The sequence below is a fragment of the Paraburkholderia sp. Cy-641 genome, from assembly GCF_011752945.1.
Lineage (GTDB): Bacteria > Pseudomonadota > Gammaproteobacteria > Burkholderiales > Burkholderiaceae > Paraburkholderia.
On record NZ_VWWM01000021.1, the window covers coordinates 1 to 26,572 of the forward strand.

The window sequence follows — 26,572 nt, forward strand, 5'->3', positions numbered from 1 at the left end:
TCGACAACAGCGGCGCGCAGGTCCAGACCACGGTGCTGCCGCCGGCCACCAATGCCTCGGCCGCGCCGGCCCCGCTTGCTGCGTCGTTGCCCCGCGCGGGCGCCACCTCGACGCCGGCGCCCGTCAATGCCACGCCGGGCCAGGTCGTGGCGGGCGGCAAAGTGCCCGACGAAGCCACGCACGCGGCCGTGCTCGCGCGTCTGCGCGAGACCTACGGCGCGGCCAACGTGGTCGATCAGATCGAAGTGGGCGACGTCGCCACACCGCCGAACTGGTCGGCCAACGTGCAGAAGCTGCTCAGCCCGCAACTCAAGCAGATCCACAAAGGACAGCTGAAGATCGACGGCACGCAGATCGACGTGCGCGGCGAGGTCGGCAACGAGGCCATGCGCCAGCAGATCGCGAGCGACATGGCTACCGCGCTCAATCCGACTTACACGATTCGCAACGGACTGCACGTGAGCGCTTCCGAGCAGGGCCTGCTCGACCAGACGCTCGCGAACCGCACGATCGAGTTCGAAACGGGCAGCGCGACGCTCACGCCGCAAGGCCGCGCGATTCTCGACCAGATGGCGGCCGTGCTCGCGAAGCTGAATACGCGCACGGTGGACATCATCGGGCACACGGACAACGCCGGCAATCGCACGTCGAACATTGCGTTGAGCCAGGCGCGCGCCGATGCGGTGAAGGGCTATCTCGTAACGAAGGGTATTTCGCCGCAACAGGTGACGACGACGGGCGTGGGCCCTGACCAGCCGATCGCGTCGAACGATACGAGCGACGGACGCGCGCGCAACCGGCGCATCGAGTTCCGCGTGGGGCTGTGAGCACGGTCCGCGCGGGAGCGGGCGCCTTATCGGCCTGCTTCGCGCGGTTTGCGTGACTTGTGTGGTTTGCTCGGCGTGGGCATGCCGAGCGCAAGCGATACCCAAACCGCACGTCTCATCGATAAACGCGCCTAGCCCGCATCATCCGTCTTCACGCCCAGCATCTCGCGAATATGCGCGAGCGTGCCGTCGTCTTTCACCACCGTCGAGAGCCACTGATGCAGCGGCATTTCCGCCCACTCGGCGGCTTTGTCCGCGAGATAGGCGGCGGGGCTGTGCGGCTCGGTCTCGCGAAAGAAAACGGCGACCGCGCGCAATTGCGCAACGGCCTCGGCGCGGCTCTGGATGCCCGCGTGCGTGCGGACCGGCATTCGAATCGGGTTCGCCATGGTGTCCTCGACCGGCAAAGGTGTCCTGAAGCTCGGCTCCGCGCGCTCGTTCGCCGCGGATACGCCGGCGGGCGGCACGGCCTGCCCTTGTTCCTGTTCTTGCTGCTGCTCGGCCTCGTGCGGATTCACGCCCACGTCGCGCGCAAACCGCTCCGCGAGTCGATAAACGCTCTCGCAAGCGTCGCGCGCCTGGCGGAAACTGGGCGCGGCATCCCCGGCGCGCGAGTCGAGCGCCTGGTCGAGCCCCGCGAGCACGCCCTCGAAGGCCTTCAGTTGCGCGAGCAGCGTGCGATAGAACGCGGCCGGCGTGGCACGCTTCGAGGCGTCGATCTGCTCCACCGACGGCTTGCCGCGCGCGATGTCGTCTGCGTGATCGGGATCGCGCTTGACCGCCTGCGCGACGTGCATCGCGACATCCCAGTCGAGCGCGCTGAACGCGACGCCCGATTGCGTCAGCGGCACCGAGCGCAGCAACTCCGCCGAGCGACCCGCCAGCCATGCGACGTTGCCGAGGCGATACTCGGTGTCGTCGCCTTCGGGCAGCGGATGCACCTGCTCCCAATACCGTTCGACGAGTCCGGTCAGCAGCGTGTAGCCCTGCGCGAGTCCCGGCACGCCGTCCTGAATCGCCAGCGCCTCGGTCAGCCACACGGCGAGGCGCAGGTCCTTCGTCTGCGTGCCCAGCAGGGCCGTGCAACGCTCGACGACGAAGGGCCAGTCGGCTTCCTTGATGTCGGTGATCCATTCGCCCTGATCGAGCGAGGCGTCGTCGAAACGGCGCGCATGCTGGATCGCATCGAAGTCCGACGAAAACAGCAGATCGTCGCCGCATGGCGACGCTTCGTTGATGGGCGCGAGCAGCGCGGTCATATCCGTCATGTCATTCCACCGTGTACTCGAACTCGCCAGCCTCGTCCGCGCGCACGCTCACGCGCGCGAGCGACGTGCCCTGCGCGATACGCTCCAGGATCTGCTGCGCGAGTTCCGGCAGGAGCGTGCCGTTCAGAATGTGGTCGACGTTGCGCGCGCCCGAGTCGACCTCGGTGCAACGCGCGAGCACGGCGTCGACGAGCGACTCGTCCCATTCGAACGTGGCGCCGTGGTTCGCTTCGATACGGCGGCGAATGCGCTCCAGCTTCAGCTCGATGATCTCCGCCAGCACGTCGTCGGAAATCGGGTAATACGGCACGACCTTCATGCGGCCGAGGAAGGCCGGCTTGAAGGTCTTGTACAACTGCGGGCGCAACAGCTCGGCAAGCGCCTGCGCATCCGGCAGTTCTTCGGCGGACTTGTTCAGGCACGCCTGCATGACGGCGGTCGAACCCACGTTCGACGTGAGGATGATGAGCGTATTGCGGAAGTCGATCGCGCGGCCCTCGGCGTCGTCCATCGTGCCTTTGTCGAAGACCTGGAAGAACATTTCCAGCACGTCGGGATGGGCCTTTTCCACTTCGTCGAGCAGCACGACCGAATACGGATTGCGGCGCACGGCCTCGGTCAGCACACCGCCCTCGCCATAACCGACGTAGCCGGGCGGCGAGCCTTTCAGACCCGACACGCTGTGCGCTTCCTGATACTCGCTCATGTTGATCGTGACGAGCTTGCGCTCGCCGCCGTAGAGAATGTCGGCAAGCGCGAGCGCCGTCTCGGTCTTGCCCACGCCGGACGGCCCCACGAACATGAAGACGCCGCGCGGCTTGTTCGGGTCTTCGAGATTCGCGCCCGCCGTGCGCACGCGCTGCGCAATCGCTTCGAGCGCATGGTCCTGCCCGATGACGCGCGCGGCCAGCAGCGAATCGAGCTTCAGAACGGTATCGATCTCGTCTTTCACCATGCGGCCGAGCGGAATGCCGGTCCAGGACGCGACGATTTCGGCCACCACGTGCGCATCGACCTGCAACGGGACCATCGGCGCCTCGGACTGCAAGGCGTGCAGGCGCTCGATCAGCGGCGGCAGCGCCTCGCGCGCCGCATCGGCTGCCTGCATTCGTTCGGATGACGTATTGTCCTCGCGCGCCGCGTCGATCTGGCCGCGCAGTTCCGTGATCCGCGCCACGAGTTCGCGCTCCTCGACATGGCGCACCTCGTTGTCGGCCAGTTCGCGGGCGGCGGCATCGCGCTGCTCACGCAGCGCGGCGAGCCGCTCATCGTGCGCGGCGCCGTGCACGGTCTCCCGTTCGAGCGAGGCGATCTCCGCCTCGATGCGCTCGATGTGCTTCTTACCGTCGTCGATCGCGCCCGGCGTCGCGCCCTGCGCGAGCGCCACCTTGGCGCAGGCGGTATCGAGCACGCTCACGGCCTTGTCGGGCAATTGCCGCGCGCTGATGTAGCGATGCGACAGCCGCACGGCCTCGGTAATCGCCTCGTCGAGAATGCGCACGTGGAAGTGGCGCTCCATGAGATTCACCATGCCGCGCAGCATGGCGGCCGCGAGCGTTTCGTCGGGCTCCTCGATCTTCACCACCTGGAAGCGCCGCGCGAGCGCCGCGTCTTTCTCGAAGTAGCGCTTGTATTCGGTCCATGTCGTCGCGGCAATCGTGCGCAACTCGCCGCGCGCGAGCGCGGGCTTGAGCAGGTTCGCCGCGTCGTTCTGGCCCGCCTGCCCGCCCGCGCCGATGATCGTGTGCGCCTCGTCGATGAACAGCACGATCGGCTGCGGGCTTTTCTTCACTTCGTCGATCACGCTCTTCAGGCGGTTCTCGAACTCGCCCTTCACGCTCGCGCCGGCCTGCAGCAGCCCCATGTCCAGCACGCGCAACGCCACGCCGCGCAGCGGCTCCGGCACGTCGCCCGCGGCGATGCGCAACGCGAGCCCTTCCACGACCGCCGTCTTGCCGACACCCGGCTCGCCGGTCAGGATCGGATTGTTCTGCCGGCGGCGCATCAGGATGTCGATCGCCTGGCGAATCTCCGCTTCGCGGCCGATCACGGGGTCGACATGGCCGTCGCGCGCGCGCTGGGTCAGGTCGGTCGTATACGTGTCGAGCGCGGGCGTTTTCGACGGCGCGCCGGGTGCATCGTGCGCGACGGGCCCGGCGCCGGCATCGGCCTCGCTCGCGGACTCGCGCGGCGCGGCCTCGACCGATCCTTGCGTGACCTCGTCGAAGCGATGCTTGAGTTCCGCGACGGGCACGTCCGCGAAACGCGCCGACATGCGCTGCGCGAACTGCGCGAGATCAGGCGCGCTCAACAACGCGAGCAGCAGATGGCCGGAACGGATGCGCCCGATCTGCGAGTCGAGCGAGGCGATCAGCCAGGCCTGCTCGAACAGTGCAATCAGATGCGGCGAGAAGACCGGCGTACGTGTATTGCCGGTCTTGAACCGCTGCAATTCGCGTTCGAGATCCGCGCGCAACGCATGCGCGTCGACACGCGCCGTGCGCAGCACGCACGCGAGATCGCTCGCGGGCTCTTCGAGCAGCGCGAGCAGCAGATGCTCCAGATCGACTTCATAGTGCCCGCGCGACAGACACACGCTCGCGGCGCGCTCCGCGGCGAGCCGGCATGTCGTGTTCAGCTTGGCGATCAGGGTTTTAAGGGGCGTGCTCATGATGTGCGGTCCGGCCTCGGGGCTCTTGTGTTCAATGGATGACGTGCAGTTCGTAGCGTGCGTCGCGGCGATCGCGGTCGGCTTCGTGCGTGCAAAGAAAGGCGTCCCAGCCGAGCCGCGCGCCGGCGCCGAGATGGCTAGGCCCCACGTCTTCGCGGCGCAGCACGAGCAGCACCTCGTATTCGAGCGTCACGCGCGCGAGCAGCGTGAGCATGCGTTCGAGCGCGACCGCGTGTTCGGCGCCCGGCAGGAAGGCCTCGTAATCGGCCTTCGACAGCGGCCCGATGACGAGACGCGCGCGCATGTCGCGTTGCCAAACGCGCTGGCCCGCGAGCGCCGTGGCGCCGAGCATCGCGTTGCGCTGGCCGAGCATGGACAGCTGGTCGGGCGGCACGTCGTACCACTTGCCGACGAACTGCTCGACGCGCACGGGCACGCCGAAATAGTCGGAGAGCGTATGACGCAGATACGCGGCGGAAACCGGCTGATGACGCGCGGCCACGGCATGGCCCGCTATCGCCTCGTCGAACAGCGCGCCCGTGCCGTCCTGCAGACTCGCGCGCGGCCCGTCGCTGGCGACGCCCGCCAGCGCGAGCAGGAGCGGCAGGTAGCGCTCGTCGCGGTCGAGTTCGTAATGGAACGGCAGGCGGTATTTCTTCCACGCCGAATAGAACAGCGCCGTGGCGCGATTCGAGAACACGTCGAAGAATTCGCGCGCGGCGCGGTCGCGCCGCAATTGCTCGCGCGCGACGATCTGCTCGGTATAGTGCAGCGGCAGCGCGCCTTGACCGCCGAGCAGTCCGAAGAACGCGGGCGTGAGATCCACGCGTTCGAGTTCGCCGGCATCGAGCGCGTCCGCCCGCTCGCGCGCGTCGGCCAGCGGCGCGCCGGCCGCGTCGTACGACACGGCGTCCGCGATTTCGCTGGGCGGAAACGCGAGCGACAGCGTGTTGCGAAAGCCGATGCGCTGAGGGAGCACGTCGCGCTGCCGTGCGTCGCTGTTCTCGACGAACCAGCGTTCGAGCAGGCGCACCGCCTGGAAAAACGCAAAGCGGTGCGGCTCGTCGAGCAGGCGCCCGATTACGCCAGAATCGATTCGCCGCTGCGGGGACTGCATCGCATGATCTCCTCGCCGGTGCGTCGCGACACGACGACCAGTTGTACGAAGCTGTTGATATGCACGTAAAGCCCGAAGAATACGTCGATCACGCGCACGAACGTTCCGAGGCTCGTGCCGACGAAGTGGTCTTCGTCGACGGTGAGCCGTATCTCAAGGCCGCGCACGAAGGTCGCGAACGGCTTGCCGGGCAGCCATTGCACCGCCGCGCGCTGCTCGACGTCGACGATGCCGTCGATATGCCGCGCCGACACCGCCGTGCGGCGCAGGTCGTAGAGCGCGAGCATTTCCTTGAGCGTGGTGGCGCCCTGACTCGCGAGCGAGACGTGGTTCAGCGCGAGATGCGAAATGAGCCGCCAGTGCGCAGCCTGGCGGCGCTCGAAACGCACGCACGGCGTCGGACGCATCAGCAGCGAGATGCTGCTCGTGATCGTGCCGCCTTCCAGAAACAGGTCGCCCCCTTCGATCCCGGTCGCGAGGCTCGTGGGCAGATCTCGGTTGGTACAGGTCAGTTCGAGGCTCAATGTTTCGTTCTGCTGCTCGGCCATGTCGAAGTCGATATCGACAATCGAAATTTCGGTTTCGTAGCCCGGGCTCTTTTGCGCGACCCACTCGTCGCGCCGCGCAAACCAGTAGTGGCCGGCGCGCATCGTCTCGCCATGACGCAGCGAATAAAACGGCCGGAACTCGATGACCGATTCCTCGTGCGCGCGCTGCCGCACCAGCTGCACGGAGTCGATCGAATAGACTTCGTAGGCGAATGCGCGCCGCCCCTCTGCCACGACCGGATACGATGCCGCCTGATGATCGAGGCGGATCGGCTCGCCGTGCTGCTTGAAGAGGTTCACCACGGGCGTGCAGAAGAGCCGCAGATGATGCGCCGCGAGCGTGTCCAGCAGCCGCGCGACGTGCGAGTCGCCGCGCACTTCCTTGAGCACGATGTGAAGCGTGAGCCGCTGACAGCGGCCCGCCGCCGCGGTCATCACGGCGAGGTCGAAGTCGACGAAATCGAACTTGTCGGGAAACGCGAAATACTCGGTGAGGAGCCGATAGGCCGGATGCGATTTCGCCGGATAGTCGATCAGCGCGTCGGCCTCGTCGAAACCGACTTGCGCGAACGGCAGCGCGGAAAGCGCGCGCCAGCGGCCGTTGCGTTCGGGTTCCGCGTAGGCGGCGATCGCATGCACGAACAGGCAGTCGCCGAGCGCCGCGATGAACGACTGCTCGCCATGCAGGTAAGTGCGCAGCGCACCGCTCTTCCACGCGGAGAGATCGAATTGCGGCGAAGTGGATTCGAACGTGATCGACAACACGCCCGTCGCGTTCGGCGGCAGAACGGTCGCGCTCGGCGCAGTTGCCGCCGGCACGTAACGCGCCTCGGAAATGCGGATCGGCGCGAGCGTCACGTCGTAGGCGGTGCGAAAGCGGCATTGCACGCCGCGGATCGGCCGCGACTTGAGTTCCGTGCCGCGCTCGATCACCGCCGGCTCGGTGAGGTTGCCGAACGAGCCCGCGACGCCGAGCTGCGCGATCGAGCACGCCGGAAACGGACGCAGATAATGCGGGTACAGAACTTCGAGCAGCGCCTCGGTGAACTCGGGATAATCGTCGTCGAGACGCTTGTTGATGCGAGCGCCGAGCAGCGCGAACGATTCGATCATCCGTTCGACGTGCGGGTCCTCGCAGTGCTCCCCCGTCATCGCAAGGCGGGCCGCGATCTTCGGATAGCGCTGTGCGAATTCGCGCGAATAACGCCGCAGGAACGACAGTTCGCGTTCGTAATACGGCAACAGCTCTTCCATCTATGACTCTCCCGCCCCCGAAACTTCCCCGAAACTTCCTTTACGTCCTGTTATCTCGCGCGATGCGGCCCATGGCCGCCGGCGTCAGGACTTCGCGCGTGCGCGCGTGACCGAATACTGCAGCGTCGAGGGCTGCAGCAGCGCGTCGAAATTCACCGGCTCCTGCGCCGGATGCACCACCAGCATCGCCTGAATCCCGAAGTACAGCGCGTTGGTCGAGCGCTCGTTCAGTTCAAGCGTCACCGACACGCGTTGCAGGCGCGGTTCGTGGCGCTCGATCGCCTGCTGGATCGACTTGCAGATGAAGGCCCGATCGTAATGGCTCGCGAGACTGAGCCCCGCGAAGTCGTTCAGCCCGTAAGTCAGGATCGAACGGCGGCACTCGGGCAACATCGCGAGGTCGGACTCCGTAAACACGATGCGCGAGTTCAGGATCGACTCCAGATCGCGCGCAACGGTCCCCTTGAGTTCTTCGATCGACAACTGCCGCACCGCCGCCGGTGCCAGCGAGTGCGGATCATCGTCGAAGAGCTTGTCGAGCAAACCTGGCTCGAAACGCTTCATCGGTTCAAGTAATGTCAGTCAGCAATAGGGCGCAGGCACAAACGCAGGCAGGCGGCCCGCGCCAATGCGCACCGCCCTCGCCTGCCCTGCGTGACGCCGGCTTGCGTCAGACCGCGTAGGTCTTGTCGTTCTTCGTGAGGCTCCATGCGCCTTGCGCATTGCCGCCCTGGTTGCCGCCGATCTTCTGCTGCGTGTACTTCCACTGCACGGCCGCATACTTGAGCGAGAACTGCTCCGTGGGCAGCCCTTCGCCGATGACTTCCGGCGTGATGCTGGAGATGATCACGTACTTGAGTTTGATTTCGAGGTACTTGATGCGGTTGCCCTCGCCGTCCGAGCGCATGAAGTCGATCGTCACTTCGTCGAAGGTCGTGCCGCCCGACGCGTGCTGATAAATCAGCGGGCTGACCACGTCGATGTCCTTCGTGAAGCGCATGTCGGAGTGCTCGCAACGCTCGGCGGTGTGGCCGCCCGCCGTCGAGGCCGTTGCCGAACGCGGTTGCAGGATCGAGTGACTCCACGAATCGATCTCGATCCAGCCTGCGTGGTCCTTATCCTGCGACTCGCCCTTGATCGCGGGATTTCCGAATTTTAGATAGATATCCTTCATAATTCCTCGACTCCCCAGAAAGGTGGTTTGCGGTAGTTTTTACGTGCCCCGGGCTTGATGCCCCGGGTCACGTGTCGGAGTGAGCCGCCGGACGACGGTCCACTCATCCCGGTTCAGCCCGTTCGCGCCATTACGAATTGGCCGGTTTCGGTAGATCCGCCACGAGCCGCAGCGAAATCGACAGCTCGTCGAGCTGGAAATGCGGCCGCAGGAAAGCGACCGACCGGTACGAGCCCGGCTTGCCCGGAATCTCGCTGACCTGAATCGATGCCTCGCGCAACGGAAACTGCGCCTTCTGCTCCTGCGAGGCGTTGTCGTCGAGCAGGACATACTGCGAAATCCAGCGATTCAGGAATACTTCGACGTTCTGCGCGGACGCGAAGCTGCCGATCTTGTCGCGCATCATCGCCTTCAGATAGTGCGCAACGCGCGACACCGAGAAGATGTACTGCAACTGCGCGGACAGCACGGCATTCGCGTTCGCGTTGTCGGTACTGTATTTCTTCGGCTTCTGCACCGATTGCGCGGCAAAGAACGCCGCGTAGTCCGAGTTCTTGCAATGGACGAGCGGAATGAAGCCGAGGTCGCTCAGTTCCTTTTCGCGCCGGTCGGTGATGGCGATTTCGGTCGGGCATTTCAGCGCGATTTCGCCGTCGTCGGTCTTGAACGTATGCGTCGGCAGGTCTTCGACGAGACCGCCGCCTTCCACGCCGCGAATCGCCGCGCACCAGCCGAAGTCGTCGAACGCCGCCGTCAGGCGTGCCGCGAAGGCCCATGCCGCGTTACACCAGAGGTATTTGGCGTGATCGGTGCCGTCGACGTCTTCGACGAAATTGAAGCCTTCCGCCGTCGCGCCGTCTTTCGGATTGAACGGCAGGCGGCCGAGAAAGCGCGGCAACGTGAGGCCCACGTAGCGCGAATCCTCCGCGTCGCGGAACGACTTCCACTTCGTGTATTCGACGGTGTCGAACACCTTGCCGAGATCGCGCGGCTTGCCGAGGTCGGCGAACGATTCGAGCCCGAGCAGTTCCGGCGAGGCCGACGCGATGAACGGCGCGTGCGCCGCCGCCGCGACGTGCGACATCTGCTCGATGAAATACATGTCTTCCGGCTGGCGCGTCACCTCGTAATCGCCGATCAGGGCGCCGAACGGCGCACCGCCGAAGGTGCCGAACTCTTCCTCGTAGATCTTCTTGAAGAGCGCGCTCTGGTCGAATTCAACCGCGGTCTTGAAGTCGCGCACGACGTCGCGCTTCGGCGCATGCAACGCCTTGATCTTGATAGTCGAGCCGGTATTGCTTTCCTTGCACAGATACTCGAGACCGCGCCACGTGCTTTCGAGGCGCTGGAATTCCTGCGCGTGCATCACGGCGCTCAACTGGGTCGAGATCAGGCGGTCGAGTTCGGCCACGCGGGCGTCGATGGTCGCCGAGAGATTGTTCGAGACGACCACGGTGCCGTCCAGCACCTGATGCACGAGTTCGCCGATCAGGTCTTTCGCGCGCGCATGCTCGGACTCGGATTTCGCAACCTTGCTCTTCTCGACGATCTCGTCGAGCAGCGAAGACGTGGCCTGGTTTTCTTCCACGGCGGCGGTGCGAACCGCGCCAGTTTGCTGATTCATGTCGATCTCCCCCGGCGCTTATTGATCGCCGCCGTCGCTGGGTTCTTTGCCCGCATCGCCTGCCGCCTCGTTCGCGCCACCCGCGAGCGCCTGCAACTGCTGCGTGTTGGCGAGCACTTCGCTCAGCAGGTCTTCGAGCTTGTCGTTGCCGGCGAGCTTGTTGCGCAGGTCCGCGAGCTTCGAGCGCGCCTCGAGCAGGCGGCGCAGCGGCTCGATCTGCTCGACGACTTCGTCGGGATTGAAATCGGCCATCGAGCGAAAGCGCAGGTCCACGGCGAACTTGCCGCCCGCTTCGCTGAGCCGGTTCTCGACCTGGAACGCGGCGCGCGGCTCGATGCCTTTCATCACGTCGTCGAAATTATCGCGGTCGATATTGACGAACTTGCGGTCACGCAAACGCGGCTGCTCGACTTCCGACTGCCCCGCGAGATCGCCCATCACGCCGACCACGAACGGCAACTCCTTCACCTCGATCGCATCGCCGAGTTCGACCTCGTAGGTCAGTTGAACGCGCGGCGGCCGCACTTTCTGCAAGCGCTTCTGGATACTTTCTTTCTTTGCCATCGAGGGCTCCCCTGTTCGAGTCGTTCAAGCCTGTTGTCGACCATTCACCGCGAGGCCGTCAGCGCAGCGCGCTGAACGGATCGGCCGCGCCGCTCTTCGCGGCCTTGGCCGCGGGCGCTGCCGGAACGGCTGGGACGGCCGGAGCCGGAACGGCGGGTGCGGACGGCGCGGCCACCGCCGCTTCGGTCGCCTCGGCGGGCTTCGCCACCGGCTTCTGCACGTGCCGCACGATGCGGCGCTTCCTCGGCGCGGGCTTCTCGGCCGCCTGCTCGGGCGGGAACAGCGAGTCCTCGCCGAGCGTGTCGCGCAACTGCTTCGCGAGCGCCTGCGCATCGGATTTCGCGTCGCCTTGCAGCGAGGCGTCCTGGCGCAGTTCGCCGAGCGATTGGGTGGCGACGCGCAGGCCGGCCACCGCCAGCACGCTCTTCGCGTCGCGGTCGCTCTGGTCGCGCTGCAGCGCTTCCTGCGCGGCGACGATGGCTTGTCCGTAGTGCTGCTGCTGGAACTGGATCTGCGCGATGCGCGACCACGGTTCCTCGCGTGTGGGATCGGCGGCGGCGAGCTTCTGGTACTGCGCGATCGCGTGGTCCTGGTCGCCGCCCTTCGCTGCGGCGTCGGCATCGGCCAACGCCTTGTTGAATGCGTCCGGTGAAGCCGCAAGGTTGTTGTCCTGCGTAGCGCAGCCCGCGATCACCCCGCATGCCAACACCACCCCGAAGAGCCCTGTAATGACCCGGTTTATCATTGTGGTTTCACCAACGTGTAGTTTTTAATTCGATGGAAGGGAAATCAGAGCTTTGCTTTAGCTCCAGTGCGCGGGTATAGTACAGGCCAATTTTTGATAATTCAACTTCTGAATGATCGGTGCACACTCTAATTAGTTTCTTTGAAGCCGGGAGTGTGCAGCGGCAAGAAATTGGCACTGGAAATAATTTCTTTTTCAATCAAATGTATTGATGAGCGAGTCGGCAAAGATTGCCGCATGACATAACCGCGTAATTATTGGCGCAACACGGGGTTAAACGCTTGGTTATGCGGTCGGCATAATCCAGGTCGCAGTTCACCACTCAAGGGGTCCCGGGCATTCGCGCCCGGCGCAATAAAAATGAATGCGCGCGTTATTCGTTTCGCATCGATTCTTCTCGCCAGCATTCAGCTGGCAGGCTGCGCGGCGGCCGTGCCGGCACTCGGCAGCGCAGCGTCGGCAGCCTTGCAGCTCGCGGGCATCGGCAAGCCCGATGTGCCGGACAGCCAGAAACCGCCGCGCAATCTCGGCATCACCCTGCTGGCGGCCCCCAATCTCAACGCGGCGACCGACAACAAGCCGCTCGCGCTGGTGGTGCGGCTCTACGTGCTGAAGGACCCTACGTCATTCCAACAAGCGCCTTTCGATACGTTTACCGACCCGGCGAAGGAAAAGAGCGCGCTGGGTAGCGACCTGCTCGGCGTGCGCGAGGTGACGCTGATCCCGGGGCAGCGATATAACGCCACCGAAAAGGTTTCGCGGGAAGCACAGGCATTCGGGGTTGTCGCGCTATTCCGCGACCCGGCCATGCAGCGCTGGAAATTCGCCTTCGATCCTGCCAAATCCGAGAAATCCGGCATAATGGTCGGCCTGCATAACTGCGCGATGACCGTCACGAACGGCACAGTGATCCCGCCTCAGCAAGGATTACCGTCGCAGCCGCTGAATCTGCTTTCGTCGGTGACTTGCGGGTGAATAACGGGCAAACGGAATATTTAACAATTTCAGTCTCTCAATCGCTGCCGCGAGCGGAATAGGCTGAATCACGCATATAGCCGATTTAACATGAGTTATTCCTCGAAAGTGCTTTGGGGAGAAGGCCTTTTCCTTAGGCCTCAGCACTTCCAGCGGCAGGACGCTTATCACGAAGCGCGCCTGTTCGAATCGATTCAGGCCGTCGCACCGTATAACTGGGGCGTGCGTACGGCACGAATCGATCACGACGCGTTGGGCAGCAACATGCTGCGCCTGAGCGAACTCTCGCTCGTGTTTCCGGACGGCACGCTCTACAGCGCACCGCAGGCCGACGACCTGCCGCCGCCCGTCGCGCTCGACACGCTGCCCGAAGGCATGAACGAATTCACGTTCTACCTGGCGCTGCACCAGTTGCGCGAAACCGGCGCGAACTACGCACCGGACCGCGATGCCGGCTTCGTCGCGCGCTATGTGAGCGAGCAGGCGAGCGTGGCCGATCACTACACCGACGCGGCGCAAGCCGACGTGACGTTCCTGAAGACGAACGTCAAGCTGATCGCGCACAGCGAGCCGCGCGACCAGTTGCTCTCGGTGCCCATCGTGCGCGTGCGGCGCACCGCGACCTCGGGCTTCGAAGTCGACGAGAGCTTCGTGCCGCCGAGTCTCGCCATCGAGGCTTCCCCGCTGCTGCACCAGCGGCTGCGCCGCCTCATCGACGCGCTGCAGGCCAAGGTCAATGCGCTCTATGGCTTTCATCGCGAGCCGACCAAGAACATCATCGAGTTCCGTTCGGGCGACATCGCTTCGTTCTGGCTGCTGCATACGGCAAGCGGCGCGTTCGCCACGCTCGCGCATCTGTATCAGCATGCGACGCTGCATCCCGAGCGGCTCTTTCACGAACTGCTGCGCCTCGCCGGCCAGCTCATGACGTTCTCCAAGGGCTACGCGCTCGCCGACCTGCCCGCGTATCGCCACGACGATCCCGGCCCCGGCTTCGCGCGCCTCGATACGATTCTGCGCGATCTGCTCGAAACGGTCATCTCGACGCAGTACTTCGCGATCGCGCTCGAAGAGGTACGCCCCTCGTTCCATATCGGCCGCCTGGACTCGGGCAAGATCGACGACAAGACCACGTTCTATCTCGCCGTGTCGGCCGACATGCCCGCGGTCGATCTCGTCGAGGCCGTACCGGCACGCTTCAAGGTCGGCGCCCCCGACGACGTCGACAAACTCGTGCTCTCGGCCATGCCGGGCGTGCGGCTCGTCTACACCCCACAGGTTCCGCCCGCCATTCCGGTGCGGCCCGGCGCGTGCTATTTCGCGCTGGAAGCACGCAGCGCGCTCTTCGAGCGCATGGTGCAGTCGCAGTCGGCCATGGTCTATGCGCCTTCGGGCATTAACGATCTCAAACTCGAACTGATCGCGGTGACGTCATGAGCAACGCCCCTTCTCTTTTCGGCAGCGCGGCGCCGGCCGTGAATCACCCTGCTCCTCACGCCGAGCCGGCTTACCAGGTGCGCTCGCTGCTCGATCTGCTGTACGACGGCTTCTTCATGCTGTTCCTGCTGAAGAACGGCCGTGAACCGGGTGACGCTCCCGAATTCGGCGCGCGCGTGCAGCAGTTTCTCGGCGACTTCGAGCGCGGCGCGAAGAAGCTGAACGTCGCGGCCGAAGACGTGTACGCGGCAAAGTTTGCGTTCTGTGCCGCCCTCGATGAATCGGTGCTTGCGTCGTCGTTCCGCATTCGTACCGAATGGGAACGGCGTCCGTTGCAGCTTGCGCTGTTCGGCGAGCAGCTCGCGGGCGAGAAGTTCTTCCAGTATCTCGAGGAGTGCCGCGCGCAAGGCGCACCGCGGCTACAGTCGCTCGAGGTTTTTCATATGTGCCTGCTGCTCGGCTTCCAGGGCAAGTACATTCTGGAAGGACCGGAAAAGCTGGCCTATCTCACGGCACGACTCGGCGACGAGATCGCTCACATCAAGGGCAAGCGCGCGCCTTTCGCGCCGCATTGGCCGCTGCCCGATCAGGTCGCGCACCGCCTCAAGCGCGAAGTGCCGCTCTGGTCGATCGGCACCGTATTCGCACTGGCGGGCCTGCTTGCCTGGCTCGGCCTCAGCACCTGGCTGCGCGATAACACGGTGCATATGCTCGCCCCGTATACGCAGCTCATCAAGCTCGGGCCGCAGTCGGCCAATCTGACGATCTCGCTGCCTTGAATGCATGCCTGCATGCAGGCCTGCGGCCGGGGCGGATCAGCTCTGGTTGCACATGCAACGCATGATTGCGGCGGCGGCGTTTCATATTCCGACGATCGCCGCGCCGCTCCATTTCATTTCTTTGGTCTTGCAGACTAGATAGTCCGCCGCAGCACAACAGGCTTTCCACCCATTGTCTGTTTCGTCATCCACGCTGCCAGCGCGGAATCCAGATAGTCCGCATGGCCGGGAAACCAGCCAAACAGGTGCATACCCAGATCACGCACGACCTCGGCGTTGGCCTGCCCCGCCGCGACGGCCGCCTTGACCTCGCCCACCGATTTCAAAACGGCCGCATGCTCTTCAATATGGCAATCACGCGGCGGAAAATTCGTCGTGCGCATCCATTCGTCTTCCTGCTCGAAATGACTGACGGCGTGCTTCTCGAAGTCCTCGATCGCGGCGAGCGCCGTGGTATCGGTACAGGTCACGAGCCGTAGCGCGACCGCATAGAATTCCTCGTGCACATCGTCCATCGGCGTGAAGCCCAGCAGCCGTGCATCCGACCAGACCATGCTGGTATCACTCTGCCGCACCGGTACTTCGATGTCTGCCGTTGCGGATGCGTGCGTCAAATCTTTTGTGTTCATCAATTTCTCTCAAAGCAACGCCATCGACACTAGAACAAAAATGAAGGCGATAGAAAACACCCTCACAGACCCGTCAAACGCGCTTCTATAGCCACTCGCCTATATGAGGCGAGTCAGACTGACGCACGCGGCAACCGCCGCGAAACTCGCACCCGTGATCAACGCAACCACGCCTGCATGATGAGGCTCGATCAGCAATATAAACGCTGTCAGCACGGCACCGAACGTTTGTCCGAGCACGCGCGCCACGCTAATCATGCCGCTGGCATTGCCGGTGCGTCCCGGCGGCGCAAGGGCGAGAAGCGACCGGTTATTCGGCGGCTGGAACAGCCCGAAGCCGATCCCGCACACCGCCATGCGCCAGCCGATATCGAACGAAGCGGGATGTGCGGGCAATAGCGCGAGCAGCGACAGGCCTGTTGCAAGAATAGCCAGCCCGACGCCGCCGAGCGCCCCCGCATTGATGCGATTCGACAATGAACCGGCCAGAGGTGCAATACAAAGGACCGCAATCGGCCACGGTGTAATGAGCGCGCCGGTTTCCATCGCACTGCGTCCGAGCGCATCCTGCAGCATGAACGGCAGCGATACGAACGCGAGCATTTGCGCGGTGAACGAACAGACGGATGTCAGGACGGCCAGCAGAAATGCCGGTTTAAGCAGCAGGTCGACCGGCAGGAGCGGCTTGGCTCGATGCCGCTCGCGACGCACCAGCAACCACGCACAGATTGCAGCCGCGGATAGCTGGATGACGATGCTTGCGTTGATACCGTTGCTGTGGCCCATCCGGTCGACGCCGATCACGAGCAGCCCGAACATCGCCGCATTCAGCAGTGCGCTGAAATAATCATAGGATGCTTTCGAGACCTGCGGACGCGGCAGCGCCTTGAATCCGACGAAGAACGTGACAATGCCGAGCGGCACGTTGATCGCAAACAGCCACGGCCATGTAGCAATGGAGAGGATCGCCGCCGCGATGGTCGGCCCGGCGGCGGTCGAAATGGACACGACCGATGCATGAATACTGACGCCGCGCCCGAGCAGCCGCGATGGATAAATCATTTTGATGATGGCGGTGTTGACGCTGCCAATGCCGGCGGCGCCTAGCCCCTGCAAGACACGCGAAATAATCAGCATGTCGAGCGATTGCGACATCGCGCACATCAGCGATGCGAACGTGAAGAGTACGAGCCCGGCTATGTAGATGCGCGCATAGCCGACCCGATCACCCAGTGACGACAGCGGCAACAACGTCATGATGATCGAAAGCTGGTAAGCATTGACGATCCACACCGAATCCGACGGGCTGATATTCAATGTCTTGGTGATGGTGGGCAACGCTATGTTGGCAATCACGCTATCGAGCATACTGAGCGCAGTCGCAAGCGATATTGCCAGTACACCGAATATCAGCTTGCTGCCGCTCAGCCCGTCTTCCTTCGTTGCCAAACCGCCCTGCTCTATTGCGATCTGTTGCATGATGATATTTTGACGCGATCCAAAACAGCAACGCCGGGGATTCCCCCAGCGTTGCCTGATGACCGATTAAATGCTGAAGCTTTCGAGGCTCGCCGGATGGAAGAGATCCTTCGCTTCCAGCAGGCGGCTCGACAGCCCTTCCGCGTGATGCTGCGCGAGGAACCGGTTGAGCGTATGTTCGTTCGCGGCGAAACCATACGGCCAGAAATCCTCGCCCATCAATTCGCGCGCGGCGCGAAGCTGGGTATCGACAAACGGCAGCGTCACCTTCGTCGCAGACGTATCGGTCAGACGGTGCAGCGCGATCGCTTTCGATTTCTCGAAGGCTTTCATCACCGACATCGGCAGCCACGGATGCTGCTCAACGAGCGTGCGCCGGATGCCGAGCGTGTGCATGATCGGGAACAGCTTCGTTTTGCGATACCACGCCGCGGCTTCCGCCTGCGGATCATCGAACAGGTACTTCACGTTCGGAGAACCGCGATCGAAACACGACGGTGCGCGCGGGCCGATCAGCGCATCGATTTCGCCGGCTTCGAGCATGCCGGAAATCGTTTTGCCTTCGGGTGCGTTCACCAGTTCCACATCCTTGGGCAGATTCAGGCTGATCTTTTCGACGCGCGTCGGGTCTTCATAACCGCCGCGTACCCACGTGACGTCCGACGCCTTGATGCCGTACTCCTCTTCGAGGAACAGGCGCACCCACACGTTTGCCGTCAACTGGTATTCCGGCACGCCGATGCGCTTGCCCTTCAGATCTTCCGGCTTGCGAATGCCCGCGTTCGCGTTCACATACACCGACGTATGGCGAAACGCGCGCGACGGAAATACCGGAATGGCAACGTAAGCCGACGTACCCGCGGCCGTCTTGACCGAATAGCTGCTCAACGACAGTTCGCAGATGTCGTAGTCCGCATGACGCAGCGCGCGAAAGAAGATTTCTTCCGGTTCCTGCAACATGAACGTCGGATCGACGCCCTCGATCTGCACTTCACCATCGACCAGGGGGCGCATACGGTCGTAGGGACCGACCGCAACTGAAAGCTGCAACTTGCTCACACCGACTCCTTTATGGACTGAAGAAAATTAATAGAACTGATCGAAATGCACCTGCCCAAACGGCACCTTGCGTGCCAGCAGCATTTTCTGGATCGCCTGCCCCATCGCAGGCGGACCCGCAAAATAGATTTCCATCTCGCGCAGGCCGTCACCGAACATCGACTCGGCCAGCTCATGCACAAAGCCGGTATGGCCGCCCCACTGCTCGCCGCCCGCATCCGAAACGGCCGCGTCGAAATGAAGGTGCTTGCCGAAATTTTCGAGTACTTCGAGCATGTCGCGTCCGCACACGTCGCGTGGCGTGCGGCCGCCGTACAGGAAGTGCAGTTTGACGCCCTGCATGTCCGGGTCTGCCGCAACGCCGCGCGCGATGGAAATCATCGGGGCAAGGCCCGAACCGCCCGCAAGACACAGAATGTCGCGCTTCACGTCCCGGCGCAGATAGGCCATGCCGTAGGGACCGTCGATCTCGATCTGTTCGCCCTTCGCCAGCATGTCGAACAGCGCGTTGCTGCCCTGGCCGTTCGGTACGCGGCGCACCTGAAAATCGAGCACCTTGGCATTCGGGCCTTGCACGATGTTGCTCATCGAATAGGCCCGCTGCCCGTTGACGCCGGGTAGCGTGAGCAATGCGTATTGCCCCGGCTCGAAGCGCATCTCGTCCGCAAGCTCGAAACGGAATTCGCCGATATCGTGCGTGACCGGACGGCACGACGTGAACGTGCCCGTGACGCGTTTCGGTTGATGAATAGGCGCGTAGTGCTGACTCGGGCGCATCTTGATCGTGCAATCGCCGCGCGGCATGCTCTGGCAGCCGAGATAACGACGGCGTTCGCGATCCTTCGCGGTCCACCCCGGTGCCTCGGGCCACCGGGCGTCGACGTCGCCTTCGATCAGTTCGAATTTGCAATTGCCGCACGCGCCTACGTTGCACTCGTACGGGAACGCGATGTCATTACGCAGGGCCGCTCGCAACAGCACGTCATCGCTACCGCATTCGAAAGACTGCTCCGTGCCCGCGAGTGTGATGCGATGTTTATGGTTATTCACAAGTGTCTCTTCCATGTCCTGATGGGCTATCTCAAGGGTGATAGCCGAGAGTTGCGGAAATGCCTTCGGCGGCGGCGATCAAATGCGGCACCGCCGCGCGCAGCGCCTTTTTCGTGAGACGTTGTACGGGGCCGCCGAAGCCGATCGCCGCAACGACATGGCCCGTCGTGTCACGCACGGGCGCGGCAATACCGCGCATGCCTACTTCAGACTCCTCATCATCGATCGCATAACCCTCTCGACGCACGTCCTCGAGCGTTTTCAGAAACACCTGCGTATCCGTGTTCGTCTTGGGCGTGCGGGCAACGAGTCCTTGCTTGAGCGCGCGCGAAACGACGTCCGGCGTGCTGGAGGCGAGCAGTACATGCCCTTCCGCGGTATAGCAGGCGGGTTTGCGCACACCGATATACGAGCGCATGCGGATCGCCTGTTCGCTTTCGAGGTTGAACATGTAAACGACGCTCGTGTCGTCGAGAATCGCGAGTTGTACGGTTTCGTCCGTCTGTTTGCGCAACACGTGCAGGAACGGCAGCGCCTGTTTCGTTACGTCGAAGCGTCGGCGCACGAGCGCGCCGAGCGTGAACAACTGGACGCCGAGCCGATAACGGCCGTTATCCGGGTTCTGTTCCAGCAATCCTTCGGCAAGCAGCGCAGCGCACAGACGATGCACCGTGCTCTTTGCGACACCCATGCGCTTCGACAATGCGCTGATGCCCAGCTCGGGCTCCTCTTCCGAAAAGATCTTGAGTAGCCGCAATGCCGCCGTTACCGACGACAGCCTGCGCGGGCCATCCTGTTCCACCTCTGCTTCTTCTATTCCCGTTTCATTGTTCCGCATGATCTTCGCGTCCAATTTATCAATCCTCGTTCAATTTAGCGCCCCCTGGTCACGGAACGCAATCTTCTATTTATAGCCACGACCACGCATGTTCCGGTGCCCGCCTCTCTCGACACATGCGGACTAACCCCAGGTCTCTTTCGTTTACCTTGACTTTCTCATCTGTTCAAAGGGAAACTTCAATCGTTCCATTATAACATACATAGTTCCACATATAAGAACAATTTTTTGTGTTGCAGCGAAGGGAGCACCACTTGCGCCGGAGATCGAAACTGAGGTAGTCCACCCGAGCGCCGCAAAGATCAAATCAAGGAGACAGGCAGTGAAAGGCATCAGGATGATGGGCGCGGCGCTGGCCATGTGTTTCATGCTGGGCCCGGCCGCGGCAGTGGCTGCGGGCTTGCAGACCGTTCATGTGGGCATTGCGGATGCAAGCAGTGATGTCGTGTTCTTCATTGCCGACAAGAAAGGCTATTTCCGCGCCGAAGGCATCGACGCGAAATTCATTCCGTTCGATTCCGGCGCGAAAATGGTTGCGCCGCTCGGCTCCGGGCAACTGGAAGTCGCGGGCGGTTCGCCGTCCGCGGGGCTCTATAACGCCGTCATGCGCGGCATCGGCATCAAGGTTGTGGCGGACAAGGGATCGACGCCGTCGGGCTACGGTTATCAGCCGTTGCTCGTGCGCACGGATCTCGTTAAGAGCGGTCGTTACAAAACGCTTGCAGACCTGAAAGGCATGAAGATTGCCGGCAGTGCAACCGGCAGCGCTTCTACGTCCACGATGAACGAAGCGCTCAAGAAAGCCGGCCTCAAGCCGAGCGACGTCGAGCGCGTCTATCTGGGCTTTCCGCAGCACGTGATGGCGCTCGAAAACAAGGCCGTTGATGCATCGTTGACAACCGAGCCTTCCGCGACTCAAGCGGTTCGCAGCGGTGCCGCGATCCGCGTGATGGGCGACGACCAGATTTACCTGAATCATCAGCTCGCCGTCCTGCTCTATTCGGACACCTTCATCCATGCGCATCCGGACACGGCAAGAGCATTCATGCGCGCCTATCTGCGCGCCGCGCGCGATTACAACGATGCGCTCAAGGACGGCAGGATCGCCGGCCCGAACGCGGACGAGGTGATTTCGATTCTGACTCAGTACACGTCGATCAAGGATGCCTCGCTCTATCGCGAGATCGTTCCTCAAGGTACGAATCCCGACGGCAAGCTCAACATCGCGAGTCTCGAGAATGATCTGGCGTACTTCAAGAGTCACGGCGACGTGAAGGGCAATGTCACCGTTGCCCAGGTTGTCGATACGTCGTTTGCGGAAGCCGCAGACACAGCGCTGGGCCCGTACCGGCCGCGCGCGAAATAACGGGAGCTTCACGCACGATGCAAGACACCTCCGTGAAAATCCGGCTCAGGAATCTCACGAAATCGTTCGAGACGGCAGGCGGCAAGGTCACGGCGCTCGACAATGTTTCGCTCGATATCCCGACCGGCTGCTTTTTCATGATCGTCGGGCCATCCGGTTGCGGCAAGACGACGCTGCTGCGCATCCTCGCGAATCTCGAAGCGCCAACGAGCGGCACGGTCGAAATCACCTCGCCCGCGCAGAATCGGCCGGGGAATTCGATGGTCTTTCAGGGCGATTCGCTGTTTCCGTGGATGACGGTGTTCAACAATGCAGCTTATGGGCTGGCGCTTCGCGGTGTGCCGAAAGCGCAAATTCGCGAGACGGTCGGCTACTACCTCGATCGCACCGGCCTCACGCGTTTTGCGAAGGCCTACCCTCATCAACTCTCGGGCGGTATGCGACAACGCGTTTCCATCGTCCGTGCATTCGCGAACGATCCGGACATCCTGTTGATGGATGAGCCATTCTCGGCGCTCGACGAACAGAACAAGCTGCTGCTGCAGGAAGAGTTGCTGCGCATCTGGGACGAAACGCGCAAGACGGTGTTGTTCATCACGCACAGCGTGGACGAAGCGGCGACCTTGGGCGATCGCATCATGATCATGACGGCGCAGCCCGGTTGCGTGAAACGCGTAATCGACGTTCCGTTCCAGCGCCCGCGCTCGGTGCTCGAACTGCGCGCACAGCCGGAATACGGCGAATTTGTCTATTCCATCTGGGGCCAATTGCGCGAGGAAGTCGAGCGCGTGCGTTCCCGCGACCTCGGTGAAAAAGTATGAGTACTTTATTGGGCACCACGCCGTCGAAGAGACGCAAGATAAGCAAAGGGCAACGCGATCGCATGATCAGCATTGCGTCGCCCGTTCTGTTACTGCTGCTATGGCAGGGTGCGGCGCAGACGGGTCTTATCGACGTGCGCTTTTTCCCCGCACCCACGCAGATCTTCAGTACCTTCGGCGCGCTCGTCAAGGACGGCTCGCTATGGGACAACACCTCGGCAACGCTGCTGCGCCTTCTGTGGGGCGGACTGATCGGCGGCATTCCCGCCTTGCTGCTAGGCGTTGCAACCGGTCTGTCGAAACCGTTGCACGCCGTATTCGAACCGCTGATTGCGGCAACCTATCCGGTTCCGAAGAGTGCGATCTTTCCGCTGCTGATGCTGATTTGCGGCCTTGGCGAAGCGTCGAAAATCGCGATGGTCGCAATCGGCGTGTTTTATCCGATGCTCATCAATACGACGACGGGCGTGCTCGAAATCAACAGGATCTATCTGGACGTGGGCCGCAATTTTCGCGCGAATCCATGGCAGGTATTTCGCACTATCGCATTGCCCGGCGCCGTGCCTCACATCATGAGCGGCATCAAGCTTGGTTTTGGTCTGGGCCTGATGCTGATTGCCATTGCCGAAATGATCGGCTCGAAGAGCGGTCTTGGCTACATGATCTGGAATGCCTGGGAATTGCTTTCGGTCGAGCAGATGTATGTCGGCCTGATTGTCATTGCGATCCTTGGCTATGGCATTTCCCTGCTGCTGAACGAAATTGAACGCAAGCTGATTCCCTGGAAGTGAACGCGATGAGTCAATACACGCAACAGAAGCACATGCTCGTTGACGCGATCCTGATGCTCGAACGCGCCGAAGTGATCGACTTCAACGGTCACTTCAGCTGGCGCGTGCCAGGCCTGGATCACATGTTGATCAATTCGGGCGCATCGGTGCGTAGCGCACTGACTGTGGACGATATCGTCACGATCGATTTCGACGGCAACCTGATTGAAGGCGATGCCGTCCCGCCGATGGAGTTTCACATTCACTCGGAAATCTATCGCAAACGCCCCGACGTCCATTCGGTCGTGCATACGCACCCGACCTGGTCCACCCTCTTCAGCATGACCGGCCATGTCGTTCAACCGGTCATCATGCAGGCGTCGGTGCTCGGCGAGATTCAGCAGTTCCCGAAAACGGCTTCGATCAACAAAAAGCCGCTCGGTGAAGAACTCGCGGAATGCCTCGGCGCACACCGCGTCGCCATGCTCAAATCGCACGGCGCGGTCATTGCGGCCGAAGGCATTCTGGAAACGTTCGTGCTCGCGTTCTATCTCGAAGAGAACGCGCATCGTCAGTATCTTGCGCAGCAAATCGGCGAACCGATAGTTCTTTCTCCCGAACAGGTCGAAACGATCAGCCGCAATCTGTGGAAACCGAACCTGCTGCAAAAAGTGTGGGACTACCACGCCGGCAAGCTCCGCGCGTAACGGAATCCGGCCGTCGAACATGCATCACGAACGCATACCCATCTATGTCATGACCGGCTTTCTCGGCAGCGGCAAGTCGACGCTGCTCGCCCGCTGGATGAAGGAAACGCCGTTTTCGAACGCGGCACTTATCGTCAACGAGATTGGTGAAATCGGCCTCGATCATGCGACGCTGGGATTTGCAGGCGATACCTCGACGCTGCTCGCGGACGCGTGCGTATGTTGCAACGGGCTGCCGGCGCTGAACGAAGCGCTTGAAACGCTATTCTGGGCACGCCTGCATCGCAGCATCCCCCGCTTCGGCATGGTCGTGATCGAAACGACCGGGCTTGCCGATCCGGGTCCGCTGATTGCAGCTCTGAGTCTGAATTCGCTCGTGAAAGAGCGCTACCGCATCGCCGGTACGTTCACGACGATTGCGGCGCATCACGCGGCCAATACGCTCGCACGCTTCGACGAGGCGCGTGCGCAGCTGCAAGGCGCCGACACGGTGATCCTCACTCACACGGATATTGCCGAGCCGCCGGAAATCGACGCTGCGGAATCGCTCATAGGCAACTATTACGCGGGTTCGCACATTCTTCGTTCCGCTAACGGCAATCTCCGGCTACATGAGGCGCTTACGCCGCCTTCGCGGCCTGTGAAGCGCGCCGAACGCATCACCGTTCCGGGTGTGCCTCTTTCGCGCTTGACCCGTACGCACGGGGCGATTACGCGGTTCGTTGCAATGGACGACGTGCCGGATAGCGGCGCGCTGTGTGCACGCCTGCGCGAACTCACCTCGCAGTACGACAAATCGCTTTTGCGCCTGAAGGGCTGTGTGCGCCTGAAAAATGGCCGTTCACCCGTCATCGTGCAATTCGTGCTGGGCGACCGGTTCGCGCAGATTACCGAGGCGACATCAAATATGGCAGGCGTGAAAAGCGGCCTGACCTTGATCGTGAAGAGAAATTAGGAGCTGTGTACTCACGAACGCTCGAACGCAGCATGAAGGTATGCGCCAGGTATTTTTAAACACGCCTGGCGCATCGATTTCATTCGCCATCCGTTTCGATCACGACCACGCCGTCTTCAACGCGCGTCTTGTACGTCTTGAGCGGAATCATGCAGGGCGGCGCGACCACCTCGCCGGTCTTGATATTGAACGAGCCGTTGTGGAAATCGCATTCCACCGTATCGCCATCGATATAGCCCTCCGACAACGAGCCCGGACCATGCGTACAGGTGTCATCCGTGACGAAATATTCGCCCTGGATATTGAATACGGCGAGCGTCAGGCCGTTCTTCTCGACCTTGATCGCTTTACCCTCGGCAACGTCTCCAGCGTGGCAGAGGTGAGCAAATGCGCAAGCGTGACTCATAGGGAATCTCCATCGTTGACATGTTGTGGGTCCGATGATAACTTTGTTCTCAAGTTTTGAACAGCGTTCCTTATAAAGGAACAAAAAACAAGTAGCTTGCTAACCGTACCAAACTGCGTCGCGCAACAACAGCAACCCTGAGGCTCCTACCATGTTGAGAAAAGAACAAAACGATCTCGTCACACAAACCGGCCCCGGCACGCCGATGGGCGAACTGTTCCGCCGTTACTGGCTGCCGGCGCTTCTGTCGGAAGAACTCGAGCAACCTGGCGGCGAACCGGTTCGCCTGCAATTGCTTTCGGAACGCATGCTTGCGTTCCGCGATTCGGAAGGCAAGCTGGGCCTGATCGATGAATTCTGCGCACACCGTGGCGTGTCGCTGTGGTTCGGCCGCAACGAGGAAGGCGGCATTCGCTGCCCGTATCACGGCTGGAAATACGACGTGACCGGTCAGTGCGTCGAGGTACCGTCCGAAGCGCAGGAAAGCGGCTACGCGCAGAGAATCAAACTGAAGTCGTATCCGCTCGTCGAACAGGGCGGCGTCATCTGGGTCTACATGGGACCGGCCGATCAGCAGCCGCCCCTGCCCGCATGGGAATTCTCGACCGTGCCGGCACGCCAGTCGTTCATGAGCAAGCGGATTCAGGAATGCAACTGGTTGCAGGCGCTCGAAGGCGGCATCGATTCGAGCCACGTGTCGTTCCTGCATAGCGGCAGCCTCAACTCCGACCCGCTGTTCAAGGGCTCGAAGGGCAACCAGTACAACCTGAACGACCTGGCTCCGGTGTTCGAGGTAGTCGAAGCGTCGGGCGGTCTCTCAATCGGCGTGCGTCGCAATGCCGAGGACGATCAGTATTACTGGCGTATCACGCCGTGGGTCATGCCTTGCTTCACGATGGTTCCGCCGCGCGGCGATCACCCGATGCACGGCCACTTCTGGGTGCCGATCGACGATCACCACTGCTGGGCATGGAGCTTCGATTACCATCCGACGCGCGCGCTGACGGAAGGCGAAGTGCGGGCGATGAAGGAAGGCAAGGGCATCCACGTGCGCTATGTGCCAGGCAGCAACTACGTTCCCGAGCAGAACAAGACGAACAACTACCTGATGGACCGTGCGGCGCAAAGGGCAGGCACCGCGTACAGCGGTGTCGAAGGCATCGCCATGCAGGATGCCTCGCTGCAGGAAAGCATGGGACCGATTCAGGATCGCACGAGGGAAAACCTCGTAGGCACCGACAACGGCATCATCATGATGCGCAGCCGGATCATGAAGTCGGCGCGCGCACTCGCCGAGAACGGCACGCTGCCGCCGGGCCGCGATCCGGAGTCGCAGAAGGTTCGCTCGGTCGCGATTCTGCTGAAGCGTGAAACGCCGTTCAGCGAAGGCGCACACGATGCGATGGTCGCGGAAGAAGGCAAGAAGCAGCAATCGATCTGAGCCCCTATAGCTCCGCCGCTCAAAGCGCTGTGCTCCGATGGACACAGCGCTTTTTTATTTTCCGTAAC

25 protein-coding genes are annotated in these 26,572 nt (G+C 62.3%); 10 read left to right on the forward strand and 15 right to left on the reverse strand.

Annotation, left to right across the window (positions count from 1 at the left end):
* The coding region (locus tag F3J20_RS13585) for an OmpA family protein (RefSeq protein WP_167283598.1) at positions 1 to 827 on the forward strand (827 nt) is incomplete at its 5' end.
* Positions 828 to 958: 131 nt separating this feature from the next.
* Here the strand turns inward: F3J20_RS13585 and tssA are convergent.
* The 9 genes from tssA to F3J20_RS13630 form a co-directional block, all read right to left on the reverse strand.
* Positions 959 to 2,095 (reverse strand): type VI secretion system protein TssA, encoded by a 1,137-nt coding sequence (gene tssA, locus F3J20_RS13590; RefSeq protein WP_167283599.1) that lies wholly within the window; start codon positions 2,093 to 2,095, stop codon positions 959 to 961.
* Between the two features lies 1 nt (position 2,096).
* Positions 2,097 to 4,766, reverse strand: coding sequence for a type VI secretion system ATPase TssH (tssH, locus tag F3J20_RS13595; RefSeq protein ID WP_167283600.1), 2,670 nt, complete (start codon positions 4,764 to 4,766; stop codon positions 2,097 to 2,099).
* 31 nt (positions 4,767 to 4,797) lie between these two features.
* A complete protein-coding gene (gene tssG / locus F3J20_RS13600) occupies positions 4,798 to 5,883 on the reverse strand; it encodes a type VI secretion system baseplate subunit TssG (RefSeq protein WP_167283601.1) in 1,086 nt (361 codons plus the stop codon).
* Entirely contained in the window at positions 5,847 to 7,685 is a 1,839-nt protein-coding gene (gene tssF / locus F3J20_RS13605; protein ID WP_167039309.1) for a type VI secretion system baseplate subunit TssF, read from the reverse strand. The genes tssG and tssF overlap by 37 nt, the downstream gene beginning before the upstream one ends.
* A gap of 84 nt (positions 7,686 to 7,769) precedes the next feature.
* A complete protein-coding gene (tssE, locus tag F3J20_RS13610; protein ID WP_167283602.1) occupies positions 7,770 to 8,249 on the reverse strand; it encodes a type VI secretion system baseplate subunit TssE in 480 nt (159 codons plus the stop codon).
* 106 nt (positions 8,250 to 8,355) lie between these two features.
* Positions 8,356 to 8,859, reverse strand: coding sequence for a type VI secretion system tube protein Hcp (locus F3J20_RS13615; RefSeq protein ID WP_167039305.1), 504 nt, complete (start codon positions 8,857 to 8,859; stop codon positions 8,356 to 8,358).
* A gap of 130 nt (positions 8,860 to 8,989) precedes the next feature.
* Positions 8,990 to 10,483 (reverse strand): type VI secretion system contractile sheath large subunit, encoded by a 1,494-nt coding sequence (gene tssC / locus F3J20_RS13620; RefSeq protein WP_167039303.1) that lies wholly within the window; start codon positions 10,481 to 10,483, stop codon positions 8,990 to 8,992.
* An 18-nt stretch (positions 10,484 to 10,501) separates the two neighbouring features.
* Complete coding sequence (tssB, locus tag F3J20_RS13625) at positions 10,502 to 11,047, reverse strand: type VI secretion system contractile sheath small subunit (RefSeq protein WP_167039301.1); 546 nt, start codon at positions 11,045 to 11,047, stop codon at positions 10,502 to 10,504.
* A 58-nt stretch (positions 11,048 to 11,105) separates the two neighbouring features.
* Positions 11,106 to 11,792 carry a hypothetical protein gene (locus F3J20_RS13630; RefSeq protein ID WP_167283603.1) on the reverse strand — a complete coding sequence of 229 codons (687 nt, stop codon included), beginning with the start codon at positions 11,790 to 11,792 and terminating at the stop codon, positions 11,106 to 11,108.
* A gap of 360 nt (positions 11,793 to 12,152) precedes the next feature.
* On the opposite strand from F3J20_RS13630, the gene tssJ reads away from it, so the two are divergent.
* From tssJ to F3J20_RS13645, 3 genes are all read left to right on the forward strand, one after another.
* Positions 12,153 to 12,767 carry a type VI secretion system lipoprotein TssJ gene (tssJ, locus tag F3J20_RS13635; RefSeq protein ID WP_167283604.1) on the forward strand — a complete coding sequence of 205 codons (615 nt, stop codon included), beginning with the start codon at positions 12,153 to 12,155 and terminating at the stop codon, positions 12,765 to 12,767.
* 90 nt (positions 12,768 to 12,857) lie between these two features.
* The gene (gene tssK, locus F3J20_RS13640) at positions 12,858 to 14,204 is read left to right on the forward strand and encodes a type VI secretion system baseplate subunit TssK (protein WP_167283605.1); all 1,347 of its coding nucleotides are present in this window, start codon (positions 12,858 to 12,860) and stop codon (positions 14,202 to 14,204) included.
* Positions 14,201 to 14,983, forward strand: coding sequence for a DotU family type IV/VI secretion system protein (locus tag F3J20_RS13645; RefSeq protein WP_167039294.1), 783 nt, complete (start codon positions 14,201 to 14,203; stop codon positions 14,981 to 14,983). The genes tssK and F3J20_RS13645 overlap by 4 nt, the downstream gene beginning before the upstream one ends.
* Before the next feature lie 134 nt (positions 14,984 to 15,117).
* On the opposite strand, the gene F3J20_RS13650 is transcribed toward F3J20_RS13645, so the two are convergent.
* The 5 genes from F3J20_RS13650 to F3J20_RS13670 all read right to left on the reverse strand — a co-directional run bounded on the left by F3J20_RS13650 (position 15,118) and on the right by F3J20_RS13670 (position 20,038).
* Complete coding sequence (locus F3J20_RS13650) at positions 15,118 to 15,537, reverse strand: hemerythrin domain-containing protein (protein WP_240158804.1); 420 nt, start codon at positions 15,535 to 15,537, stop codon at positions 15,118 to 15,120.
* A 174-nt stretch (positions 15,538 to 15,711) separates the two neighbouring features.
* On the reverse strand, positions 15,712 to 17,091 hold the full coding sequence (locus F3J20_RS13655; RefSeq protein ID WP_167039290.1) for an MFS transporter: 1,380 nt from the start codon (positions 17,089 to 17,091) through the stop codon (positions 15,712 to 15,714).
* Between the two features lie 66 nt (positions 17,092 to 17,157).
* Positions 17,158 to 18,150: an ABC transporter substrate-binding protein gene (locus F3J20_RS13660; protein WP_167039288.1), complete on the reverse strand. Its 993-nt coding sequence runs from the start codon at positions 18,148 to 18,150 to the stop codon at positions 17,158 to 17,160.
* A 27-nt stretch (positions 18,151 to 18,177) separates the two neighbouring features.
* Positions 18,178 to 19,200, reverse strand: coding sequence for a 2Fe-2S iron-sulfur cluster-binding protein (locus F3J20_RS13665; protein ID WP_345889880.1), 1,023 nt, complete (start codon positions 19,198 to 19,200; stop codon positions 18,178 to 18,180).
* Between the two features lie 31 nt (positions 19,201 to 19,231).
* Positions 19,232 to 20,038: an IclR family transcriptional regulator gene (locus F3J20_RS13670; protein ID WP_167039284.1), complete on the reverse strand. Its 807-nt coding sequence runs from the start codon at positions 20,036 to 20,038 to the stop codon at positions 19,232 to 19,234.
* Between the two features lie 322 nt (positions 20,039 to 20,360).
* Here F3J20_RS13670 and F3J20_RS13675 point away from each other — a divergent pair, with 322 nt between their 5' ends.
* From F3J20_RS13675 to F3J20_RS13695, 5 genes are all read left to right on the forward strand, one after another.
* Positions 20,361 to 21,404, forward strand: coding sequence for an ABC transporter substrate-binding protein (locus tag F3J20_RS13675; RefSeq protein WP_205998860.1), 1,044 nt, complete (start codon positions 20,361 to 20,363; stop codon positions 21,402 to 21,404).
* 17 nt (positions 21,405 to 21,421) lie between these two features.
* On the forward strand, positions 21,422 to 22,225 hold the full coding sequence (locus F3J20_RS13680) for an ABC transporter ATP-binding protein (protein ID WP_167039282.1): 804 nt from the start codon (positions 21,422 to 21,424) through the stop codon (positions 22,223 to 22,225).
* Positions 22,226 to 22,287: 62 nt separating this feature from the next.
* A complete protein-coding gene (locus F3J20_RS13685; RefSeq protein WP_240162794.1) occupies positions 22,288 to 23,016 on the forward strand; it encodes an ABC transporter permease in 729 nt (242 codons plus the stop codon).
* Between the two features lie 5 nt (positions 23,017 to 23,021).
* Complete coding sequence (locus F3J20_RS13690) at positions 23,022 to 23,702, forward strand: class II aldolase/adducin family protein (RefSeq protein WP_167283608.1); 681 nt, start codon at positions 23,022 to 23,024, stop codon at positions 23,700 to 23,702.
* A 19-nt stretch (positions 23,703 to 23,721) separates the two neighbouring features.
* Complete coding sequence (locus F3J20_RS13695; protein WP_167039278.1) at positions 23,722 to 24,657, forward strand: GTP-binding protein; 936 nt, start codon at positions 23,722 to 23,724, stop codon at positions 24,655 to 24,657.
* Positions 24,658 to 24,736: 79 nt separating this feature from the next.
* Here F3J20_RS13695 and F3J20_RS13700 read toward each other — a convergent pair whose 3' ends face one another.
* The gene (locus F3J20_RS13700; protein WP_167039276.1) at positions 24,737 to 25,063 is read right to left on the reverse strand and encodes a non-heme iron oxygenase ferredoxin subunit; all 327 of its coding nucleotides are present in this window, start codon (positions 25,061 to 25,063) and stop codon (positions 24,737 to 24,739) included.
* Between the two features lie 151 nt (positions 25,064 to 25,214).
* Between F3J20_RS13700 and F3J20_RS13705 the strand changes: the two genes are divergently transcribed.
* A complete protein-coding gene (locus F3J20_RS13705) occupies positions 25,215 to 26,504 on the forward strand; it encodes an aromatic ring-hydroxylating dioxygenase subunit alpha (protein WP_167283609.1) in 1,290 nt (429 codons plus the stop codon).
* Positions 26,505 to 26,572: the final 68 nt, after the last annotated feature.